Raw genomic sequence first — 19,703 nt, forward strand, 5'->3', positions numbered from 1 at the left:
GGCGGAGACATCTCAAATCATGCTAGCCCTCTTCCTGCGCGATATCCGCCTTTCCATCCGCGCTGGCGGCGGGGCGCTGATCGGCGTCATCTTCTTCCTGGCGGTGATCGCCACCATCCCGTTCGGCGTCGGGCCCGACCTCAACCTTCTGTCCCGCATCGGCCCGGCGATCCTGTGGATCGCGGCCTTGCTCGCCTGCCTGCTCGGCCTCGATCGCCTGTTCCAGGCCGACCGCGAGGATGGCTCGCTCGATCTGCTCGTGCTCAACAGCGACCGCCACATGCTGGCGCTGACGGTGCTGACCAAGTGCCTGGCGCACTGGATGGGCAGCGTACTGCCGCTGGTGATCGCGGCGCCCTTGCTCGGCCTCTTCATGAACATGGAGCCGCTTGGGATCGGCGCCACGGCGCTGACGCTGCTCGTCGGCACGCCGGCCATCACCTTCATCGGCGCCGCGGGCGCCGCGGTCGCAGTGGCGCTGCCGCGCGGCGGGCTCTTGATCTCCGTGCTGGTGCTGCCGCTCACCATCCCGGTGCTGATCTTCGGCGTCTCGGCGAGCTACGGCGCTGTGGCCGATCCGGCGCCGTTCCTGCAGCCCTTCCTCATTGTTGCCGCGCTGACGCTGTTTCTTGCCGTGGTTGGGCCGCTGGCGGCCGCGCTGGCACTGCGTCACGGGACGGATTGAGGCCGGAAGGACGTTTTCAACTGCGGCGCGGCGGCTGATTGCGCGGCCTGCGCTGCAGGGTTAAGGGAAGGCATGATCGAACGGATTGGCGTCGCAGGCGCGGAAGGCACGCACACGGGTACGCGGACATGAGCGCGCACGCCCTCTATGTCACCGCGGCCTATGCCATCACGGCGATCGTGCTGGTCGGGCTGATCGGCTGGATCCTGCTCGACCAGCGAGCGCGCAAGCGCGAACTCGCCGCGCTCGAGGCCGCGGGCGTACGGCGCCGTTCGGACAAGGCCGGGACGACGAAGCCGTGAGCACCGAAACCCAAACACCGGCCCCTCGTCGCCGCCTGTTCGTGATTTTGCCGCTGCTGGTTTTCCTTGGGCTGGCCGGGCTGTTCCTGTCGCAGCTCCTGTCCGGCCGTGACGAGTCGGAAATCCCCTCGGCCCTGATCGGCCTGCCGGCCCCGCAGACGAACCTGCCGCCGCTCGAAGGGTCGAACCTGCCGGGTCTCGATTCAAAAGCCTTCGCCGGCAAGGTGACGCTGGTCAACGTCTTCGCGTCATGGTGCGCGCCGTGCCGGGAAGAACATCCGGTGCTCTTGGCATTGTCGCAGGACAAGCGCTTCACGCTTGCGGCGCTGAACTATAAGGACCAGCCGGAGAATGCCCGCCGCTTCCTCGGCGATCTCGGCAACCCGTACCAGGCGATCGGCGTCGATCCGGCCGGGCGCGCGGCGATCGACTGGGGCGTCTACGGTGTGCCGGAGACCTTCGTCATCGGCAAGAACGGCAAAATCGCCTACAAGCATGTCGGGCCGCTGACGCCCGACTCTGCAAAGACGCTGTTGTTGCCGCAGATCGAGAAGGCGCTGGCTGCGCCGGGCTGAGGCGACCCCCCTTACGTCGTCATTCTAGGGCGAAGCAAGGAGCGAAGCGACGCAGCGCAGACCCTAGAATCCATGCCGTGGCGTTGATCGAGGAATGCGACCGCCCAGAATAAAAGCTTGGCTAGTACGCGAAATCACGGACTACGGCAAATAGGCTTTCTGCACCGCTGCGACGCTCGAAAGTCACGGCATGGATCCTTGGGTCTTCGCTCCGCTTCGCGTCGCTACGCCCAAGGATGACGAACGTCACAGACCGCACCCGGCCGCCTAAAACTCAGCCGTAGATCTGCTTGCGGATCTGGTAGAGCATCTCGGAGCGGTCGGCGCGCAGATCGGCGAGATCACGGCTCGACAGGTTCTCGATTTCGGCGACGAGACGGTTGTACTGGCGGCGCTTGGCGATGTTGGTGCGGGCGCGGGCGACGATGTTGTCGAAGATCATGACGAGGTTCCTTTGCTGCCGCATTCACGCGGCGGGTTTGTTCCTCCCTGATCGATTGCGAGCATGACATAGGAATGGTGCGTTGCAAAAGAAAGATGTTGCAATGCACCATTGCAGCCAGCGCATAGCCGGTTAACCCGATCCTAATGCCGTGCGCGGCGTTCATGATGTGGTGAAGGCAATCATCGATCTTGCCTTTGCGTCCTCCTGCTGTCTTGATCTCCCTACAGCGTCGAGCGTCCTTCCGGACGCGCAAAGAACGCTGTAGCACTTTGACTTTGAGCATGGTCCCTTTCCGAAAATCGATTCCGACTTTCGGGGCCATGCGCACGTGAATGCCGGGAGGAAAGCATGGCGGCCGCCGACTATTACGAAATTCTCGATCCACGCTTCGCGCGGCTGTTCAATGGCGGCGCGCAGGTTGAGAAGCTGTTCACCGGGTGCCGGTGGGCGGAAGGCCCGGCCTGGTTCGCGGCCGGCCGCTATGTCGTCTGGTCCGACATCCCCAACAACCGCATGCTGCGCTATGACGAGACCGACGGCAGCGTCAGCGTCTTTCGCCAGCCCTCGGGCAATTCCAACGGCAACACCGTCGACCGGGAAGGGCGGCTGGTGACCTGCGAGCATTCGGGCCGCCGCGTCAGCCGCACCGAGCATGATGGCTCGGTCACCACCGTAGCCGACACATGGAAGGGCAAGCGGCTGAACTCGCCCAACGACGTGGTGGTGAAGTCCGACGGCTCGATCTGGTTCACCGACCCGACCTACGGCATAGACACCGATTATGAAGGCGACAAGGCCGAGAGCGAGATCGGCGCCTGCTATGTCTACCGCGTCGATCCCGGCACGGGCGAGGTCGAGGCCGTCATCACCGACATGGTCAGGCCGAACGGGCTCGCCTTCTCGCTCGATGAAAGCCTGCTCTATGTCGCCGACACCGGCCGCACGCATGGGGCCGAGAACCCTGCGCATATGCGGGTATTCAATGTCGGCGAGGGCGGAAAGAAGGTCTCGGGCGGCAAGGTGTTCGCCGACTGCACGGCCGGCCTGTTCGACGGTTTCAGGCTCGACGATGCCGGACGCATCTGGACGAGCGCGGCCGACGGCATCCACTGCTACGATCCGGACGGCACGCTGATCGGCAAGGTCAAGGTGCCGGAGGTGACCGCCAATTGCGTGTTCGGCGGCGCCAAGCGCAACTGCCTCTACATCGCCGGCACCACCTCGCTCTACATGGTCCGGCTGATGGTGAACGGAGCGAAGACGTATTGAGGCTGCTGCAGTTGCGTCCTTTCGTTCGTCATCCTCGGGCTTGACCCGAGGATCCATGCCGTGACCTTCGACGTCGGATGCAGCGGTGCAGAATTCTGTAACCATTGCAATGCCTTAGCGTAACGGCATGGATCCTAGGGTCTACGCTGCGTCGCTTCGCTCCTTGCTCCGCCCTAGGATGACGATCTCATGTTTGACCGCGTATAAACGCCGCGAAACTCTGGATCGCATTTCGCATCGCCAGCCGGTTCTCGGCCTCCGCCAGGATCGCCTCCACCTCCGGCGGCTTCTTGCCGAGCAGCGCGATCTCCATTGCCTCCTCCTCATACATCGCGAACGACATGGTGCGCATGATCTCGGCAAGCGCGGCGCGGGCATAGAGCGAGCGCGGCGAGGCGTGCACCAGCATCGCCGGCTTGCCGACCGCCGCATCGCGCGACACCAGCCAGTCGAGAGCGTTCTTCAGGCCGCCCGGCACGCCATGCGCATATTCGGGGCAGGAGACGATGAGGCCGTCGGCGCGGGTGACGGCGTCGATCAGACGTGCGGCTTCGCGCGGCGTGCGCTCGCCCTCGTCGTCCGGATTGAAGATCGGCAGCCGGCCAAGTCCGCCATAGACGACGACGCGGCGATCCGCGGGCGCGTTGGCGGCTAAAGCCGCGATCAGCGCCGAATTGGTCGAAGCGGCGCGCAGGCTGCCGGAGATGGCGAGGATCTCGATCAAGGGGATGAGCCGGGGTGAGTCGTCCCCGAATGCTACCACATGGTCTGCCTGTAATCGTCGTCCAGCTCGCGGTCGATCTCGCCGGCGCTCTCGGCCAGCGCCAGCTGGTCGCGGATGATCTGGCCGAGCGTCGGCAAGCCCGCGCGGTCGTACCAGGTCTCCGGCTTCCACAGTTCGGAGCGCATGAAGGCCTTGGCGCAATGCATGTATGCGGCCTTGACCGTCACCACGATGACGCTCTGCGGCTCCTTGCCGTCGACGGCCAGGCGCTCGCGCAGGCCGGCATCGACGGTGATGCGGGCGTCGCCATTGACGCGCAGCGTCTCGTTCATGCCGGGAATGAGGAAAAGCAGCCCGACCGAAGGATTGCGGATGATATTCTCCAGCGTGTCCAGCCGGTTGTTGCCCGGGCGGTCGGGAATGGCGATGGTGCTGTTGTCGAGGATGGCGGTGAAGCCGGGCTTGTCGCCTTTCGGCGTCACATCGGCATTGCCGTCGCCGTCGGAGGAACCGACCAGCACGAAAGGGCTCTTGCCGATGAAGGAGCGGCAGTGGCCGTCGAGCGCCTTGAGTTCCTTGCGGATCGAGCCGTCGGTCGGTCGAGGCGTCTTGTAGATCGTCCTCAGCTCGTCGCGCGTGGTGAGGAATTCCATCCCCGTCCCCCTGTATTCACGCAATTCCGTACGGAAGGCTACGGCGAGTCGCCGAGCCCAACCGTTACACACTTTTCCTGGAATTGCTTTCCTTGTCCTCGTCCTTGGCTTTTTCCTCCAGCGAATGGCGCATGATCAGCGGCATCTGGCTGAAGGTGAAGAGCAAGGTTATGGGGATCGTGCCCCAGACCTTGAAATACAGCCAGGTGGCCTCGGAGAAATTCCGCCACACCACCTCGTTCAGCACGGCCAGGAACAGGAAGAAGAGCCCCCACCGGAAGGTCAGCTTGCGCCAGCCTTCCGCGTCGAGCTGGAAGGCGGAATCGAAGACATAGCCAAGCAGCGATCGGCCGAAGACCAGGCCGCCGAGCAGCGCGACGCCGAACAGGGAGTTGATGATCGTCGGCTTCATGAAGGCGAAGGTCTTGTCCTGCAGGTACAGGGCAAGCGCGCCGAACACGAAGACGACGATCGCCGAGACCAGCGGCATCAGCGGCAGGCTGCGCGTCAGCGCCCAGGACGCGCTGAGCGAGAGGGCCGTCGCGACCATGAAGAATGCGGTGGCGATCAGGATCGGTTCGCCGAGATGGGTAAGGATCGGGAACTTTTGCGCAAGCCATTCGCCGCGGATGGTGGTGAAGAAGAACACCAGGCCCGGTCCCAGCTCGAGCAGGAACTTCAAGCCGGGATTGAGCGGCTTGCGGCGCGGGTCGGACGGGTCGCGTTCGAGGATATTCATAAGGTCCTTCTTGCGCATGATCTGGCCGAAAAGCAGGCAGATCACGCCATGTTCAAGCCACGCCGGCGATCGCCCTGGCGAATTCGCTTGCGGAAAACGGTTCGAGGTCGTCGACCTGCTCGCCGACGCCGATGAAATAGACCGGCAATCTGTGCTTGGCGGCGATCGCCACCAGAATACCGCCACGCGCCGTGCCGTCCAGCTTGGTCATCACCAGGCCGTTGACGCCGGCGACATTGCGGAAGATCTCGACCTGGCTCAGCGCATTCTGGCCGGTGGTGGCGTCGACCGTCTGCAGCACGGTGTGCGGCGCTTCCGGATCGAGCTTGCCGAGCACGCGAACGATCTTTTCCAGTTCCGCCATCAGCTCGGTCTTGTTCTGCAGGCGGCCGGCGGTGTCGATGATCAGCACGTCGGAGCCGGCCTCCTTCGCCTTTTCGAAGGCGTCGTAGGCGAGGCCGGCGGCATCGGCGCCGAGCTTGGTGGCGACGACCGGAGACTTGGTGCGCTCGCCCCAGATCTTGAGCTGCTCGATCGCGGCGGCGCGGAAGGTGTCGCCGGCCGCCAGCATCACCGAAAGGCCGCCCTCGGTCAGCTTGGCCGCCAGCTTGCCGATGGTCGTGGTCTTGCCGGTGCCGTTGACGCCGACGACCAGGATGACATGCGGCTTGTGGCTGAGGTCGAGCTCGAGCGGCTTGGCGACCGGCGTCAGGACCTTTTCCACCTCGGCAGCCATGACGGCGCGGACTTCCGAGTCGGACACGTCCTTGCCATAGCGGCTGGAAGCAAGTGAATCGGTGACGCGCAGCGCCGTCTCGACGCCGAGGTCGGCGCGGATCAGCACGTCCTCCAGATCCTGCAGCGTGTCTTCGTCCAGCTTGCGCTTGGTGAAGACGCCGGCGATGTTGCCGGTGAGCTCGCGCGAGGAACGGGCAAGCCCGTCCCGCATGCGCTGGAACCAGGAGCGCCGCGGCGCCGGCTCCGGCGCCTTTTGCGGCTCGGCCTTCTGCTCGACCTTCTTCGCGACCGTCACCTTGCCGGCGGAGGGGGCGGGCTTTGGGGCGCCCCTACCTCCCCCTCGAGGGGGAGGTCCCGAGCGCAGCTCGGGGGTGGGGGTGATCGGCGCCGGCGCTGTCACCCCGCCCCGCCGCTTCGCGTCGACCCTCCCCATCGAGGGGAGGGTGGGGCGTTGGCGCGGCTTCGGGCTCAGGCGCGATCTCGGCGCGCACCGGCTGCGGCTCGATCGGCGCCGGCTGGCGAAGAGGCTGCAGAATTTCCTTCGACGTCTCGGGGGTCGGTGCCGAATCCTCTATAGGTTGGCGCTGCCCCTCACCCTTACCCTCTCCCCGTGAAGGACGGGGAGAGGGGGGCGCGGGCGTTGGCGCCTCATCCTTCTCCCCGTCTCTATACGGGGAGAAGGTGCCGGCAGGCGGATGAGGGGCGGCGCTGACCTCGGAGGTTGGCTGCGCCGGGGATGGAGTCGACGGCGGGATTTCAGGAGGCACCGGCGTCTCTGTCGGAACCTCACTTGGCGGCGTCGGCACTTCGACCGGCGCCGGTTCGGGCTGCCGCTCCGGCCGTGACGGCACGATGTCCGGCTCGCTCGGCGCGGGGGGCGGGATTTCCTGCGGCTTCGGCTCGGGCGCCGGGCCTGGTGTGGGCTCGGGCCGGGCCGGCGGCACCGGCACTTCTTCCGGCGCCGGCGGTTCGGGTGTCCCCGGCGCCGGCTGCGGTTCTTCTTCCGGCTTGGGCTCGGGCAGCGGTTCCGGCTCGGAGGGAACAACCGGCTCCGGCGCCGGCGGGATGCCCGGGGTAGGCTCGGGCTTCGGCTCTTCGGGCGCCGGCTGGGGCGCAGGCTCCTGCTCGGCTCCCGGCTTCAGCGCCTCCAGCGCGTCCCATTTGATCGGCGGCAGCGGCGCTGTCTCGTCGACGCGCTCCTCGACGACCTCTTTCCTGCCGAACGAAAATATCTTCTTGAAGAAACCAGCCATGCGTCTCGCAGTCTCAGGCGGCTTGGGCGGCAATGGGAGCCGCGATCAGGCGGGCGCCGTCATGGCCGGTGACAACCGCCTCGACGATCTCGCCCGGCGCGCCAATGGTTATCGCGGCAAGGGTAAAACCTTCGGTGCGGCCGAGGCCGTCGCGCTCGACCAGGATCGACTGGCGGGTGCCGGCAAGGGACGCTAGATGGCGGCGATAGGCGGCTTCGCCGGCGGCGCGCAGCCTGGCGGCGCGCTGCTTGATCACCTCGCGGCGCAGCTGCGGCATGCGCGCGGCCGGCGTGCCTTCGCGCGCGGAAAACGGGAAGACGTGCAGATGCGTGAGGCCGCATTCCTCGACTATTCTTTCCGAATTTTCGAACATCGCCTCGGTCTCTGTCGGGAAGCCGGCGATGATGTCGGCGCCGAAGACGATGCCTGGACGGAGCTTGCGCACGTCCTCGCAGAAGCGGATCGACTGATCGCGCAGATGGCGGCGCTTCATGCGCTTCAGGATCATGTCGTCGCCCGACTGCAGCGACAGATGCAGATGCGGCATCAGCCTGGGCTCGGTGGCGATCGCATCCAGCAGGTCGTCGTCGGCTTCGATCGAATCGATCGAGGAGAGCCTCAGTCGTTTCACATCGGGCACCTGGCGCAGGATCGTCTTCACCAGTTTTCCCAGTTTCGGACTGCCCGGCAGGTCAGCGCCAAAACTGGTCATGTCGACGCCGGAGAGCACGATCTCGGCATAGCCGTTGCCGGCCAGCCGCTTGACCTGCTCGACCACGGCGCCCATCGGCACCGAGCGCGAATTGCCGCGGCCGTAGGGGATGATGCAGAAGGTGCAGCGATGGTCGCAGCCATTCTGCACCTGCACGAAGGCACGCGCCCGGCCCTCGATGGCGTCGACCATATGGCTTGCCGTCTCGCGCACCGAGAAGATGTCGTTGACGCGCGCCTTCTCGGTGTCGTTGACGCCGAAATCGGGCAGCGCACGGTAGGAGTTCGCCTTCAGCTTCTCCTCGTTGCCGAGGACGAGGTCGACCTCGTCCATGGCGGCGAAGTTCTGCGGCTCGGTCTGCGCCGCGCAGCCGGTGACGATGATGCGCGCCTCAGGGTTCTCGCGGCGGGCCTTGCGGATCGCCTGCTTGGCCTGACGCACCGCCTCGGCGGTGACGGCGCAGGTGTTGAAGATGACAGCGCCGCCTTGGAGCGCGCCCAGGCCTGCGCTTTCGGCCTCGCGCCGCATCACCTCGGATTCATAGGTGTTGAGGCGGCAGCCGAGCGTGACGACGTCGACACCTTTGGCGAGAGCGGACATCAGGCGGCGCTTTCGGTGTCGCGTGCCCAGGCGCCGGTCGAGGGGTCGAAGCTGCCGGAAAACTCCCACTCGGCGGCGCCGGTCAGGATGACGTGGTCGTCGTCGCGCCACTCGACATGCAGTTCGCCGCCGCCCGGCGTGATCAGCGTCACGCTGCGGCCGGTGCGCTTGGTGCGGGCGGCGGCCACCACGGCGGCGCAGGCGGCGGAACCGCAGGCCCTGGTGAGACCCGCGCCGCGCTCCCAGGTGCGGACGATCATGGTTTGCGGCGAGGTGACCTGAGCGATGGTGATGTTGGCGCGCTCGGGAAAGATCGGATGGTTCTCGAGCAGCGGGCCGAAGCGGTCGAGCTCGTAGGACCAGACGTCGCGGTCGACCCAGAAGATGGCGTGCGGATTGCCCATCGAGACGACAGAGGGCGAGTGCAGCACCGGCGCGTCGATCGGGCCGATCTGCAATTCGATCATGCGGGTGTCGCGGAATTCCTCGGCGAGCGGGATCTCCTGCCAGCCGAAGCGCGGCTTGCCCATGTCGACCGAGATCGAGCCGTCGGCATGTTCCTCGGCGTTGAGGATGCCGGCGCGGGTCTCGAAGGTGAATGTCTTCAGGCCGGTCTCGGCGGCCAAAGCCTGTACCACACAGCGCGTGCCGTTGCCGCAGGCCTGCGCGCTGGTGCCGTCGGAATTCAGGATGTCGATGTAGTAGGCGGTGCCCGGCGTCCGCGCATCGTGGATCGCCATGATCTGGTCGAACTTGGTCGCGGCGTCGGCGTTGAGCGCGATCGCGGCCGACGCCGTCACGTGGTCGGCACGGCCGCGCATATCGGCAACGATGATCTCGTTGCCGATGCCGTTCATCTTGGCGAAGGGGGCGGTGCCTGCCATCGATCCCGTCATTTCCGTGTCCGTTTCGCGCTATATGGCGGAAACGGGCGGGAATTACCAGTCCGGCGCGGTCACGGAGACGCCGCGCCCGGCGACGACCAAGAGGTCGCGCCTAGGTTACAGCGAAGACACCGAGCACGAGCAGCAGGAAGAGGATCAGCACGATGCCGATCAGGATCCGCGCGCCCAAGGCGGCGGCGCCGGCAAGCGCCGGCATGCCGAGCAGGCTCGCCGCGGCGGCGACAATTAGAAGAATGATGATCCACTTGATCATGAGACCGGCTCCCTGCCGAAATTGTGTCAAGGAAGCAACGCAAGCCATGCGTTTCGGGTTCCGCTACCCGAGCGGGCTACGCGGGCGGCACATCCCACACTTCGCCCGGGCGCATGGCGCGAAAACGCTCCGGCGAAATGCCCTCGGCGGCCAATGCCTCGGCCAGCCTTTGCGCCGGCTCCTCGATCGGCTCGTCGGTGAGCTGGAAGGTGCCCCAGTGGCAGCCGGCGGCATGGGCGGCGTTGCACAGCCTCATGCCCTGGACGGCTTCCTCCGGGTTCTGGTGCTGCGGCGCCATGAACCAGCGCGGCTCGTAGGCGCCGATCGGCAGGATGGCCAACCGGAAGCCGCCGTGTCTTTCCGCCATCCGGCGGTAGTTTGTCCCGCCGTGGAAACCGGTGTCGCCGGCGAAATAGACCTTGCCTCCCGCCGTTTCGATCACGAAGCCCGCCCATAGCGCCATACGGCGGTCGCGCGCGCCGCGCGCCGACCAGTGATGCACCGGCTCGATGTGAATGACGGCGCCGTTGCCGAATTCGACCCGTTCGCTCCAGTCATGCGTCGAAAGCCGCATGTCGGGAACGGCAGCGCCGACGATCGCGTCATTGCCGAGTGGCATGACCGCCAGCGGATTGTGGCTCTGCTTCAACCGTCGCAACGTGGCGAGGTCGAGATGGTCATAGTGGTTGTGGCTGACCAGCACGAGATCGATCGGCGGCAGATCGGAAAAGGCGACGCCTGGCGCGTTGACTCGCTTCGGCCCGGCGAGGGCGAAGGGCGAGGCGCGCTCCGACCAGACCGGGTCGGTCAGGATGTTCAATCCGGCGGTCTGGATAAGCAGCGAGGCGTGGCCGACCATGGTGAGCCGAAGTGCCGCGCCCTCGATCCTTTTGTCTGGCTTCGCCTGGCGGTAGGGGCTTGGGAAAGCCGCCGGCCATTTCGAGCGTGCCCCGCTCAACTGCCATCTCAGCAAATCGCTGAAGCGCGCGGGCGGCCTGCCGTCGGGATTGAAAAAGAGCGCGCCGTCGAAATGATCGCTGGGCGGGCCGCTATAGTAGCGGTTGGCTGCTTTCTTTCCCGCGGCCATCGGTTCTCCGTCCGCTCTGTTGCTTTTTCCTGAAATAAGGATGCCGCCGCCTGGCGCAAGCATTTTGCTGACGAATGCCAAGGGCCGGAACATTGCTTGGTCTACGATCGGGACCGGAGGACGAGCGCCATGGCGATGAAGCGGACCAAGACACCATGGATGAAGGCCGGGGATTTCGGCCGCTCGCTGCCGCGCGGGCTGGGCGTCAACCTTCTGGTCACCGACATGGCGGCGATGGAAGCCTTCTTCCGCGATGTGCTCGGCGCTGAAATCATCTATGCCGACGAGGATTTCGCCGCGATCGCGCTGCTGGGCTCGATCCTCATGCTGCATGCCGATCATTCTTATCTCGACAATCCGATGACCGGCGTGACTGCCGGTGCCGAAACGCGCGGCGCCGGCATCGAATTGCGCCTCTATGGCGCCGATCCGGATGCGGTGGAGGAAAAGGCGGCGGCGCTCGGCCATGTCGTGCTGGCAGGCTCGATCGACAAGCCGCATGGCCTGCGCGAATGCTATGTCGTCGGCCCCGACGGCTATGTCTTCGTGCCTAGCGCACGGCTGCAAGCCTGAAATTTCAATAAGTTACGGCCGAGACGCCCGGCGTGTCTCCGGCAGCAGACACCCTTGAGATAAATTTGCAACACGAGCTCCGAAAACCCTATTTTAACCATATCGGGTTGAAATTCTGCCACCTTCGCCATCTTGGTGAAGCGAGTGTTTACGCGGACGGCGCCCCCCACCGGATCCGACGGAGGTTGGAATGACTTTTTCGAAGACCCGCACTTTTTCGAGAACGGGCCTTTTGGCCGTATCGCTGGCCGCGCTCGTCGCGAGCGGCTGCTCGACCTCGCGCTTCTCGTCGATGGATGACCAGCAGCCGGCGCCGCTCACGCCGGCGCCGTCCGGCACGGTGACGCAGAACCAACTGCCGCCGCCGGCCGCTCCGGGCACCACCGACCCGTCGCAATTCCCGACCGCGCCGAAGAACACGCAGGTCGCCTCGCTGCCGCCGGACGGCGCCGCGCCCGCGGGCGCCACGGACCTGACCGCGGCCAGCGTCGCCGGCGTCTGGAACGTCAGCGTCGGAGGCCAGGGCTGCAAGGTGGCGACGCCTCAGACCAAGTTCGGCGCCGGCTATCGCGCCGGGCCGCTGCACTGCCCGGCCCCGATCGACGGGATCAAGTCGTGGAACGTCGCCGGCAAGCAGCTCACGCTCTATGACGAAAACGGCGGCGCGCTGGCCAGGCTCTATTCTTCCGGCGGCGAAAAGTTCGACGGCCAGACTTCCAACGGGCAGCCGATCTCGCTTACAAGGTAAAGCCATAGGGTGTGCTGATATTCAGGTGATGCCGGCCTGCGAACGGCGGGCTCCTGCGCTTCCGGTGCTCACGTACTTCAAGTACGCTCCGCTCCGGTTCTCGCAAGCCGCCATTCTCGGCTCGGCCTGACCTGAATCTCAGCACACCCTTGGCACCTTGGCACCCCTAGAGCATTCCGCTCAGAGCAAACGACGTGACCTATGCATCTGCGTGACGGCCTCCAGACCCATGTGACCGTCAGGCAGCGCTATGACCACCTGGTAGAAACCGGCGCGGTCGGACGCGACCCGGCGCAGGAGCGTGTCGTCGCCGCGCTCGACCGGCTGACCAACGAGATCTCGGCAAAAAGGCTGGCGCAGAAATCCAGCGCGCTGGGCTGGCTGTTCGCGCGCAAAAGGCAGCCGCGGGAGCCAGTCAAGGGCCTTTACATCCATGGCGGCGTCGGGCGCGGCAAGACCATGCTGATGGACATGTTCTTCGAGCTGCTGCCGGTCAGGCGCAAGCGCCGCGTCCATTTCAACGACTTCATGGCCGACGTGCAGGACCGCATCCAAAAACACCGGGCGGCGCGCAAGAACGGCGACGTGAAGGAGGACGACCCGATCCCGCCGGTGGCGCGGGCGCTGGCCGACGAGGCCTGGGTATTGTGTTTGGACGAGTTTTCCGTCACCGACATCGCCGACGCGATGATCCTGTCGCGCCTGTTCTCGGCCCTGTTCGCCAACGGCGTCGTGCTGGTCGCCACCTCCAACGTCGCGCCGCAGGACCTTTATCGGGATGGCCTCAACCGGCAGCTCTTCCTGCCATTCATCGGCCTGCTCGAACGCAATGCCGAAGTGCTGACGCTGAATGCCGAAAAGGACTACCGGCAGGAAAAGCTCAATCGCCTGCCGGTCTATGTCACGCCTGCCGACGAGGCGGCCGACCGCGCGCTCGACGAGGCCTGGACGGCGATGACGCAAGGCAGGCCGACGGCGGAGACGACGATCGCGCTAAAAGGGCGTCATATCGCCGTGCCGCGCGCCGCCGGCGACGCCGCGCGCTTTTCCTTCGCCGAGCTTTGCGAAAAGCCGCACGGGGCGCGCGACTATCTGGCGATCGCCAACCGCTTCTCGACGATCTTCATCGACCATGTGCCGGTGCTCGGCGAAGGCAAGCGCAACGAGGCCAAGCGCTTCATCCTGCTGATCGACACGCTTTACGATCACCGCATGCGGCTGGTGATGAGCGCCGACGCGCCGCCCGAAGGGCTCTACACCGCCAAGCGCGGCACGGAAGTGTTCGAATTCGAGCGCACCGCCTCGCGACTGATCGAAATGCAGAGCCGAGATTGGCTGGAAGGCTGGGCGGAGCGACGGCAGGTTGAGGCGCCGGCAGAGGCAAGGCAGGCGCAGGGGTAGATAGGGGTTAGCTTCGTCATGTATGGACGGCCCCTTTTGGGCAAGAGGCAAAATGGCAACGACGGCGCAGGTCTGGAGCGGTCATGTATTCGGCCTTTAGTGCGGTCGATTTCGAAGACCGCTGGCCCGCAAGGGTTACGCGGATCGAGTTCCAATCATTCTAGCGCGCTTTGTATCGCGATGACGAAGGCGGAGTGTCTCGACCCAGGTCCTGACCATTTTGCCGTGCTGCTTTTTGCTCCTTACGCTTGTTGAGGGCCTCGATTTGCGTTTATGCCGCAGTCGGCGCCCTGTATTCCTGTCCCGATTGCAGCATTGCCCAGATGATGCGGGCGGTCTTGGCCGCCTGGGCGACGACGGCGACCTTGACCGGCCGCCTGGCCAGCAGGCCGCGAACCCAGGGTGAGCCCTTGTCGGGTTTGGCCCTGACCTGGCGCAACCAGGAACTGGCGCCCAGAATGAGCAGCCTTCGCAGGTCCCTGTCGCCGGCGCGGCTGATATGGCCCGTCAAGCTGTGCTTGCCGCCGGTGTCATGGCTCTTGCGGGTCAGGCCCAGCCAGGCGGCGAAGTCCCTGGCCGAAGCGAACTGGCGGCCATCGCCGATGGTGGCGACGGCTGCATGCGCGATGATCGGGCCGACGCTCGGGATCGTCGTCAGCCGCAAGGCCGCTCGCTGCTGCCTGACCTGAGCCAGGATCTGCTTGTCCAGCTTGCCGATCTCGCCATCCAGCGCCCGCCATTGCCCGGCCAGAGGCGCCAGACAGATCAACAGCGCCGCGGGAATGGCTTCATCGGCTGCCTCGATGCGCTGCAGCAGGGCCTCGATGCCTGCGGCCCCCTTGGCACCTATCAGACCCATCTCATAGAGCTGCCCACGCATGGCGTTGGCCAGTTGCGTGCGCTGGCGCACCAGAAGGTCACGTGTGCGATGCAGCGCTCGGGCCCATTGCTGTTCGACCGTCTTGATCGGCACGAAGCGCATGTCGGGCCGGCTCACCGCCTCGCAACAGCCTTGCGCATCGCGGGCATCGTTCTTGTTGCGCGCAACATAGGGCTTCACATAGGCCGGCGGCATCAGCTTGACCTCGTGGCCGAGCGCGCTCAGCGTGCGGGCCCAATGATGGGCCGAGCCGCACGCCTCCATGCCGATCAGCGCCGGCGGCTGCGCGGCGAAGAACTTCTCCACCTGCGCGCGCCGCAGCTGGCGCTGCACCACCACCTGCCCGGCTGCATCCACGCCGTGCACCTGAAACACGTTCTTGGCCAAATCGATTCCAAATCTGATAGCTTGCATGACGGACGGTCTCCTCCGCTGGGTTCCAACACGACCAGTTTGGCACATTCGATGCCGCAAGGGGCCGTCCACCCATCATTCTAGGGCGGAGCGACGCAAAGCGTCGCGGAGACCCTAGAATCCATTCGGTGACCTAGGACGTGGAACGCAGCGGTTCAGAATAGGACTCTTGTCGACACTTCTCTTCATATCGTTCTGCCTCGTGACATCGCTTCTATGTCACGGCATGGATTCTAGGGTCTATGCGCGTCGCTTCGCTCCTTGCTCCGCCCTAGAATGACGAGGCGGAGGGTCTTCGGCTAATCTCGAAGCCTGTACACGTACATGACGAAATCCTCCGCCTTGCCATGCTGCTCATTCCGCGCTTCATAAAGCGCCCGCGCCGGCTCGTTATCGGGCTCGGTGCCGACCCAGGCCTCTTCGCAGCCGTGCTCGCGGCCGATCTCGAACACAGCATCGAGCATCTTGCTCGCAATGCCTTGCCGCTGGAAAGGCGGCGCCACGCCGACTTCGTCGATGTAGAGTTCGCTCACCTTGTCGGGATGGCGGTGGATGACCGCGGCACACTGGCCGACCACCATTCCGTCGACAACCGCCACGATCATGAAATGGCCAGGCGAGGCGAGATAGGCGGCGAGGCGGTCGGGTCGGACCGGCTCGTCGAACACATCGTTCGCCATTCGCATCACAAGGGCGTCATTGCCGGGATGGAGCCTTCTGATTTCGACGTTCATTGTGTAAATTCTCCTCAGTCGGCTCACGAACTTTGACGTTTACGTAATTCCCAAACCATCTAACCGATTGAAAACACTAAGCTCGAAATAATCGTTTGAATTTCTTCCGCACCGGAGCTATTGGGTGCGGCGAAATCTCGCGGGTTCCCGCATCCTTCCGGCCTTCCCGGCCCCGTCGTCAATTCTGCCAAGATTTGGGCATCGTCACAGACAAGGGAAAACATCCTGACATGGCACGCAACAAGATAGCGCTCATCGGCTCTGGCATGATCGGCGGCACGCTCGCCCATATGATCGGCCTCAAGGATCTCGGCGACGTGGTGCTGTTCGATATCGCCGAAGGCATTCCGCAGGGCAAGGGCCTGGACATCGCGCAGTCCTCGCCGGTCGACGGGTTCGACGCCAGGCTGACCGGCGTCAACGACTATGCCGGCATCGAGGGCGCGGATGTGTGCATCGTCACCGCCGGCGTGCCGCGCAAGCCCGGCATGAGCCGCGACGACCTGCTCGGCATCAACCTCAAGGTCATGGAACAGGTCGGCGCCGGCCTGAAGAAATACGCGCCGAAGGCCTTCGTCGTCTGCATCACCAACCCGCTCGACGCCATGGTCTGGGCCTTGCAGAAGTTCTCCGGCCTGCCAACCAGCCATGTCGTCGGCATGGCCGGCGTGCTGGACAGCGCCCGCTTCCGCTACTTCCTGGCCGAAGAGTTCAAGGTCTCGGTCGAGGACGTCACCGCCTTCGTGCTCGGCGGCCACGGCGACTCGATGGTGCCGATGATCCGCTATTCGACGGTGTCGGGCATCCCGCTGCCCGACCTCGTCAAGATGGGCTGGACCTCGAAAGAGAAGCTCGACCAGATCGTGCAGCGCACCCGTGACGGTGGCGCCGAGATCGTCGGCCTCTTGAAGACCGGCTCGGCCTATTACGCGCCGGCCGCCTCTGCGATCGCCATGGCCGAATCCTACCTGAAGGACAAGAAGCGCGTGCTGCCCTGCGCGGCGCATCTGTCGGGCCAATATGGCGTCAAGAACACCTATGTCGGCGTTCCGGTGGTGATCGGCGCCGGCGGCGTCGAGCGCGTCATCGAGATCGACCTGTCCAAGGCCGAGCAGAAGATGTTCGACAATTCGGTGGCCGCCGTTCAGGGCCTGACCGAGGCCTGCACCAAGATCGCCCCGCATCTCGCTAGCAAGTAATCGCCCCTCCCCGGAGACCAAGCGCATGAACATCCATGAGTATCAGGCCAAGGCGCTGCTGAAGGGCTTTGGCGCTCCGGTCGCCGAAGGCGCGCCGGTGTTCAACGCCAGCGAGGCGGAAGCCGCCGCCAGGGCGCTGCCCGGCCCGCTCTATGTGGTGAAGAGCCAGATCCACGCCGGCGGCCGCGGCAAGGGCAAGTTCAAGGAACTCGGCCCCGACGCCAAGGGCGGCGTTCGGCTGGCGAAGTCCGCCGCCGAGGTGGCCGCCAACGCCAAGGAAATGCTCGGCCATACGCTGGTCACCAAGCAGACCGGACCTTCCGGCAAGCAGGTCAACCGCCTCTATATCGAGGACGGCGCCGACATTGCCCGCGAGCTCTATCTGTCGATCCTCGTCGACCGCTCGGTCGGCCGCGTCGCCTTCGTCGTCTCGACCGAGGGCGGCATGGACATCGAGGCGGTCGCGCATGACACGCCGGAAAAGATCCTTACCATCGCCATCGACCCGGAAAAGGGCGTGACGGCGGAAGACGTGAAGACGCTCAACGCTGCGCTGAAGCTCGACGGCGATGCGGCCAAGGACGGCGCCGCGCTGTTCCCGACGCTCTACAAGGCCTTCGTCGAGAAGGACATGAGCCTGCTCGAGGTCAATCCGCTGATCGTCATGAAGGACGGGCATCTGCGCGTGCTCGACGCAAAGGTGTCGTTCGACAACAACGCGCTGTTCCGCCATCCGGACGTGATGGAGCTGCGCGACACCACCGAAGAGGACGAGAAGGAGATCGAGGCGTCGAAATACGACCTCGCCTATGTCGCGCTCGACGGCAATATCGGCTGCATGGTCAACGGCGCGGGCCTCGCCATGGCGACGATGGACATCATCAAGCTCTACGGCGCCGAGCCCGCCAACTTCCTCGACGTCGGCGGCGGCGCTTCGAAGGAGAAAGTGACGGCGGCGTTCAAGATCATCACCAAGGATCCGGCGGTCGAAGGCATACTGATCAACATCTTCGGTGGCATCATGAAATGTGATGTCATCGCCGAGGGCGTGATCGCGGCGGTCAAGGAAGTCGGGCTGAAGGTGCCGCTGGTCGTGCGGCTGGAAGGCACCAATGCCGAGCTCGGCAAGAAGATCATCAACGACAGCGGCTTGAACGTCGTCTCGGCCGACGACCTCGACGACGCGGCCAAGAAGATCGTCAAGGCGGTGAAGGGCTGAGCGGATGCCTCCGCGCAAGATCAATCTGGTCGAGGCGGCGGACGCGAAGATCGCCAAGGTCTTCGATCCGCACATCGCCGGCGACGTCAACGACGCCCAGGCGAAGGTAGCCAAGTTCGGCGAGGTCTTCGACTGGCACGCGCATGACAATGAGGACGAGGCCTTCCTGGTGCTGCGCGGCCGGATCGCCATCGATTTCCGCGACGGGGCGGTCGAGCTCGGCGAAGGCGACTTCATCGTCGTGCCGCGCGGCGTCGAGCACCGGCCGCGTTCGCTGGCCAAGGAGCCGGTGGTGCTGATGTTCGAGCCAGCGACGACTTTGAACACCGGCAACGCCAAGAGCGACCTCACCGTCACCGATTTGAAGCGGCTCTGACCATGAACGCCTTCTCTTCCCTCTCGGCCGATCACCAGCGCCTGCAGGCGCTGGTCGGCGCGTGGCGCGGCGAGGAAGAGGTGGCGGCGACGCAATGGACCGATGCGGGCACGGCGACCGCGGAAGTGCTGGCGCAGCCTGAGTTCGGCGGCCTGTTCGTGGTGCAGCGCTATCGCCAGCGTCGCGACGGCACCGTCTCGTTCGGCGCGCATAATGTGTTCGGCTTCGACCAGCCGAACGGTCTCGTCACCATGCATCAGTTCGACTCGATGGGGTTCGTGCCGGCCTCGCCCGCAACTGGCGTGTGGGACGGCAGCCAGCTCACTCTGGAGCGCTCGTCGCCGCGCGGCGCCGCCCGCGTGACCTACGATTTCGACGGCGGCGACACCTATCGCATGCGGCTGCAATTCCAGCCGGTTGGCGGTGATGGCTGGCTAGACATGGTGCGCGGCGTCTATCGGCGCGTTTCGCCTTCCGAGATGAAGGAAGGCTGAGCGATGGAAGCGGCGGTCAGGGCGGTTGAAGGATTACACATAATCACACATATTATGGCTGTGTATTTATGTGGAGACGGACAATGAAAAACGTCACCCTGGCCATGGACGAGACCCTGCTTGAGCAGGCGCGAGGCCTTGCCGCGCGCCGCAAGACGACGCTCAACGCCCTCATTCGTTCACTGCTTGCGCATGAAGTCGAGCAGGAAGACAGGATTGCCTGGGCGCGGGAAGGGATGCGCAGGCTGATGGCCGAAAAACCTCTCGACCTGGGCCCTGCATACAAATGGAACCGGGACGAGATCTATGCCGAACGAGAAGATAGAATGCTTTCTCGACTCGAACGTCCTCCTTTACGCGGCTTCGGAGAGGACAAGTGATCCCCGCCGACATGATATCGCGCAAAGCCTTGTGCTCGAGACTGTGTTCGGCGTCTCGGGCCAGACCTTGGCCGAATTCGCGAATGTCGCGAGACGGAAGTCGGTCTTCGCCGATGCTGTGGTCGACGAGTGGCTGGTCTTTCTCGGCACGCTTCCGTTTGTCCCGGTCGACCAGGCCTATGTCACGCGGGGGCTCCGTCTCGCGCGCCGCTATCAACTCAAATATTACGACGCGGCATTGCTCGCGGCGGCGGAGCGGCTCGGCGCGCCGGTTTTCTACACCGAAGATCTCAACCATAACCAGGTCTATGGCTCGGTCCGGGCCGTCAATCCTTTCTTGTAATC

25 protein-coding genes are annotated in these 19,703 nt (G+C 64.9%); 13 read left to right on the plus strand and 12 right to left on the minus strand.

From position 1 onward, the window contains the following. Positions 1-19: 19 nt before the first annotated feature. From ccmB to QAZ47_RS04600, 3 genes are all read left to right on the plus strand, one after another. Positions 20-685: a heme exporter protein CcmB gene (gene ccmB, locus QAZ47_RS04590; protein WP_278077833.1), complete on the plus strand. Its 666-nt coding sequence runs from the start codon at positions 20-22 to the stop codon at positions 683-685. Between the two features lie 128 nt (positions 686-813). Further along, complete coding sequence (ccmD, locus tag QAZ47_RS04595) at positions 814-987, plus strand: heme exporter protein CcmD (protein WP_278077832.1); 174 nt, start codon at positions 814-816, stop codon at positions 985-987. Beyond that, positions 984-1,562 (plus strand): DsbE family thiol:disulfide interchange protein, encoded by a 579-nt coding sequence (locus QAZ47_RS04600; protein WP_278205808.1) that lies wholly within the window; start codon positions 984-986, stop codon positions 1,560-1,562. Before ccmD ends, QAZ47_RS04600 begins: the two co-directional genes overlap by 4 nt. A gap of 274 nt (positions 1,563-1,836) precedes the next feature. Here QAZ47_RS04600 and QAZ47_RS04605 read toward each other — a convergent pair whose 3' ends face one another. Beyond that, a complete protein-coding gene (locus tag QAZ47_RS04605) occupies positions 1,837-2,004 on the minus strand; it encodes a hypothetical protein (RefSeq protein ID WP_278205809.1) in 168 nt (55 codons plus the stop codon). 351 nt (positions 2,005-2,355) lie between these two features. On the opposite strand from QAZ47_RS04605, the gene QAZ47_RS04610 reads away from it, so the two are divergent. Then, entirely contained in the window at positions 2,356-3,276 is a 921-nt protein-coding gene (locus QAZ47_RS04610; RefSeq protein ID WP_278232674.1) for an SMP-30/gluconolactonase/LRE family protein, read from the plus strand. A 187-nt stretch (positions 3,277-3,463) separates the two neighbouring features. On the opposite strand, the gene QAZ47_RS04615 is transcribed toward QAZ47_RS04610, so the two are convergent. From QAZ47_RS04615 to QAZ47_RS04655, 9 genes are all read right to left on the minus strand, one after another. Continuing rightward, positions 3,464-4,000 carry an NADPH-dependent FMN reductase gene (locus QAZ47_RS04615; protein WP_278205811.1) on the minus strand — a complete coding sequence of 179 codons (537 nt, stop codon included), beginning with the start codon at positions 3,998-4,000 and terminating at the stop codon, positions 3,464-3,466. Positions 4,001-4,032: 32 nt separating this feature from the next. Further along, positions 4,033-4,653 (minus strand): pyridoxamine 5'-phosphate oxidase family protein, encoded by a 621-nt coding sequence (locus QAZ47_RS04620; RefSeq protein WP_278205812.1) that lies wholly within the window; start codon positions 4,651-4,653, stop codon positions 4,033-4,035. Between the two features lie 64 nt (positions 4,654-4,717). Beyond that, positions 4,718-5,392 carry a septation protein A gene (locus tag QAZ47_RS04625; RefSeq protein ID WP_278077825.1) on the minus strand — a complete coding sequence of 225 codons (675 nt, stop codon included), beginning with the start codon at positions 5,390-5,392 and terminating at the stop codon, positions 4,718-4,720. 52 nt (positions 5,393-5,444) lie between these two features. Beyond that, positions 5,445-6,425 carry a signal recognition particle-docking protein FtsY gene (gene ftsY / locus QAZ47_RS04630; RefSeq protein WP_278205813.1) on the minus strand — a complete coding sequence of 327 codons (981 nt, stop codon included), beginning with the start codon at positions 6,423-6,425 and terminating at the stop codon, positions 5,445-5,447. 34 nt (positions 6,426-6,459) lie between these two features. After that, complete coding sequence (locus QAZ47_RS04635; RefSeq protein WP_278205814.1) at positions 6,460-7,383, minus strand: hypothetical protein; 924 nt, start codon at positions 7,381-7,383, stop codon at positions 6,460-6,462. Positions 7,384-7,396: 13 nt separating this feature from the next. Beyond that, complete coding sequence (gene mtaB / locus QAZ47_RS04640; protein ID WP_278232675.1) at positions 7,397-8,695, minus strand: tRNA (N(6)-L-threonylcarbamoyladenosine(37)-C(2))-methylthiotransferase MtaB; 1,299 nt, start codon at positions 8,693-8,695, stop codon at positions 7,397-7,399. Beyond that, complete coding sequence (gene dapF / locus QAZ47_RS04645) at positions 8,695-9,579, minus strand: diaminopimelate epimerase (RefSeq protein WP_278232676.1); 885 nt, start codon at positions 9,577-9,579, stop codon at positions 8,695-8,697. The genes mtaB and dapF overlap by 1 nt, the downstream gene beginning before the upstream one ends. Before the next feature lie 112 nt (positions 9,580-9,691). Beyond that, positions 9,692-9,853, minus strand: coding sequence for a DUF1328 family protein (locus tag QAZ47_RS04650; RefSeq protein ID WP_278205817.1), 162 nt, complete (start codon positions 9,851-9,853; stop codon positions 9,692-9,694). A gap of 76 nt (positions 9,854-9,929) precedes the next feature. Continuing rightward, entirely contained in the window at positions 9,930-10,940 is a 1,011-nt protein-coding gene (locus QAZ47_RS04655; protein ID WP_278205818.1) for an MBL fold metallo-hydrolase, read from the minus strand. Positions 10,941-11,069: 129 nt separating this feature from the next. Here QAZ47_RS04655 and QAZ47_RS04660 point away from each other — a divergent pair, with 129 nt between their 5' ends. From QAZ47_RS04660 to zapE, 3 genes are all read left to right on the plus strand, one after another. Next, positions 11,070-11,513: a VOC family protein gene (locus QAZ47_RS04660; protein WP_278205819.1), complete on the plus strand. Its 444-nt coding sequence runs from the start codon at positions 11,070-11,072 to the stop codon at positions 11,511-11,513. A 190-nt stretch (positions 11,514-11,703) separates the two neighbouring features. Then, entirely contained in the window at positions 11,704-12,261 is a 558-nt protein-coding gene (locus QAZ47_RS04665) for a protease inhibitor Inh/omp19 family protein (protein WP_278205820.1), read from the plus strand. A 201-nt stretch (positions 12,262-12,462) separates the two neighbouring features. Continuing rightward, positions 12,463-13,662 carry a cell division protein ZapE gene (zapE, locus tag QAZ47_RS04670; RefSeq protein WP_278232677.1) on the plus strand — a complete coding sequence of 400 codons (1,200 nt, stop codon included), beginning with the start codon at positions 12,463-12,465 and terminating at the stop codon, positions 13,660-13,662. Positions 13,663-13,933: 271 nt separating this feature from the next. On the opposite strand, the gene QAZ47_RS04675 is transcribed toward zapE, so the two are convergent. Together QAZ47_RS04675 and QAZ47_RS04680 are read right to left on the minus strand one after the other, a co-directional pair. Beyond that, positions 13,934-14,956, minus strand: coding sequence for an IS110 family transposase (locus tag QAZ47_RS04675; RefSeq protein ID WP_278201928.1), 1,023 nt, complete (start codon positions 14,954-14,956; stop codon positions 13,934-13,936). 299 nt (positions 14,957-15,255) lie between these two features. Beyond that, positions 15,256-15,690, minus strand: coding sequence for a GNAT family N-acetyltransferase (locus QAZ47_RS04680; protein WP_278232678.1), 435 nt, complete (start codon positions 15,688-15,690; stop codon positions 15,256-15,258). 230 nt (positions 15,691-15,920) lie between these two features. Here QAZ47_RS04680 and mdh point away from each other — a divergent pair, with 230 nt between their 5' ends. The 6 genes from mdh to QAZ47_RS04710 all read left to right on the plus strand — a co-directional run bounded on the left by mdh (position 15,921) and on the right by QAZ47_RS04710 (position 19,701). Further along, entirely contained in the window at positions 15,921-16,889 is a 969-nt protein-coding gene (gene mdh, locus QAZ47_RS04685) for a malate dehydrogenase (RefSeq protein ID WP_278205824.1), read from the plus strand. A gap of 25 nt (positions 16,890-16,914) precedes the next feature. Beyond that, entirely contained in the window at positions 16,915-18,108 is a 1,194-nt protein-coding gene (gene sucC / locus QAZ47_RS04690) for an ADP-forming succinate--CoA ligase subunit beta (RefSeq protein ID WP_278205825.1), read from the plus strand. A gap of 4 nt (positions 18,109-18,112) precedes the next feature. Next, a complete protein-coding gene (locus QAZ47_RS04695) occupies positions 18,113-18,484 on the plus strand; it encodes a cupin domain-containing protein (protein WP_278205826.1) in 372 nt (123 codons plus the stop codon). A gap of 2 nt (positions 18,485-18,486) precedes the next feature. Beyond that, positions 18,487-18,978 (plus strand): DUF1579 family protein, encoded by a 492-nt coding sequence (locus QAZ47_RS04700; RefSeq protein WP_278205827.1) that lies wholly within the window; start codon positions 18,487-18,489, stop codon positions 18,976-18,978. 83 nt (positions 18,979-19,061) lie between these two features. Next, positions 19,062-19,358: a hypothetical protein gene (locus QAZ47_RS04705; protein WP_278077813.1), complete on the plus strand. Its 297-nt coding sequence runs from the start codon at positions 19,062-19,064 to the stop codon at positions 19,356-19,358. After that, positions 19,285-19,701: a PIN domain-containing protein gene (locus QAZ47_RS04710; RefSeq protein ID WP_278232679.1), complete on the plus strand. Its 417-nt coding sequence runs from the start codon at positions 19,285-19,287 to the stop codon at positions 19,699-19,701. The genes QAZ47_RS04705 and QAZ47_RS04710 overlap by 74 nt, the downstream gene beginning before the upstream one ends. Positions 19,702-19,703 lie beyond the last annotated feature (2 nt).

This window comes from Mesorhizobium sp. WSM4904 (genome assembly GCF_029674545.1).
Lineage (GTDB): Bacteria > Pseudomonadota > Alphaproteobacteria > Rhizobiales > Rhizobiaceae > Mesorhizobium.

Bases quoted from the DNA above. Each gene is read 5' to 3' on its own strand.
- QAZ47_RS04610 (WP_278232674.1), top strand. From the start codon at position 2,356: ATGGCGGCCGCCGACTATTACGAAATTCTCGATCCACGCTTCGCGCGG.
- QAZ47_RS04635 (WP_278205814.1), bottom strand. From the start codon at position 7,383: ATGGCTGGTTTCTTCAAGAAGATATTTTCGTTCGGCAGGAAAGAGGTC.
- sucC (WP_278205825.1), top strand. From the start codon at position 16,915: ATGAACATCCATGAGTATCAGGCCAAGGCGCTGCTGAAGGGCTTTGGC.
- QAZ47_RS04620 (WP_278205812.1), bottom strand. From the start codon at position 4,653: ATGGAATTCCTCACCACGCGCGACGAGCTGAGGACGATCTACAAGACG.
- QAZ47_RS04655 (WP_278205818.1), bottom strand. From the start codon at position 10,940: ATGGCCGCGGGAAAGAAAGCAGCCAACCGCTACTATAGCGGCCCGCCC.
- QAZ47_RS04625 (WP_278077825.1), bottom strand. From the start codon at position 5,392: ATGAATATCCTCGAACGCGACCCGTCCGACCCGCGCCGCAAGCCGCTC.
- QAZ47_RS04665 (WP_278205820.1), top strand. From the start codon at position 11,704: ATGACTTTTTCGAAGACCCGCACTTTTTCGAGAACGGGCCTTTTGGCC.
- QAZ47_RS04710 (WP_278232679.1), top strand. From the start codon at position 19,285: ATGCCGAACGAGAAGATAGAATGCTTTCTCGACTCGAACGTCCTCCTT.
- QAZ47_RS04605 (WP_278205809.1), bottom strand. From the start codon at position 2,004: ATGATCTTCGACAACATCGTCGCCCGCGCCCGCACCAACATCGCCAAG.
- ccmB (WP_278077833.1), top strand. From the start codon at position 20: ATGCTAGCCCTCTTCCTGCGCGATATCCGCCTTTCCATCCGCGCTGGC.
- zapE (WP_278232677.1), top strand. From the start codon at position 12,463: ATGCATCTGCGTGACGGCCTCCAGACCCATGTGACCGTCAGGCAGCGC.
- QAZ47_RS04675 (WP_278201928.1), bottom strand. From the start codon at position 14,956: ATGCAAGCTATCAGATTTGGAATCGATTTGGCCAAGAACGTGTTTCAG.
- QAZ47_RS04650 (WP_278205817.1), bottom strand. From the start codon at position 9,853: ATGATCAAGTGGATCATCATTCTTCTAATTGTCGCCGCCGCGGCGAGC.
- mtaB (WP_278232675.1), bottom strand. From the start codon at position 8,695: ATGTCCGCTCTCGCCAAAGGTGTCGACGTCGTCACGCTCGGCTGCCGC.
- QAZ47_RS04660 (WP_278205819.1), top strand. From the start codon at position 11,070: ATGGCGATGAAGCGGACCAAGACACCATGGATGAAGGCCGGGGATTTC.
- dapF (WP_278232676.1), bottom strand. From the start codon at position 9,579: ATGGCAGGCACCGCCCCCTTCGCCAAGATGAACGGCATCGGCAACGAG.
- mdh (WP_278205824.1), top strand. From the start codon at position 15,921: ATGGCACGCAACAAGATAGCGCTCATCGGCTCTGGCATGATCGGCGGC.
- QAZ47_RS04695 (WP_278205826.1), top strand. From the start codon at position 18,113: ATGCCTCCGCGCAAGATCAATCTGGTCGAGGCGGCGGACGCGAAGATC.
- QAZ47_RS04680 (WP_278232678.1), bottom strand. From the start codon at position 15,690: ATGAACGTCGAAATCAGAAGGCTCCATCCCGGCAATGACGCCCTTGTG.
- QAZ47_RS04700 (WP_278205827.1), top strand. From the start codon at position 18,487: ATGAACGCCTTCTCTTCCCTCTCGGCCGATCACCAGCGCCTGCAGGCG.
- QAZ47_RS04705 (WP_278077813.1), top strand. From the start codon at position 19,062: ATGAAAAACGTCACCCTGGCCATGGACGAGACCCTGCTTGAGCAGGCG.
- ccmD (WP_278077832.1), top strand. From the start codon at position 814: ATGAGCGCGCACGCCCTCTATGTCACCGCGGCCTATGCCATCACGGCG.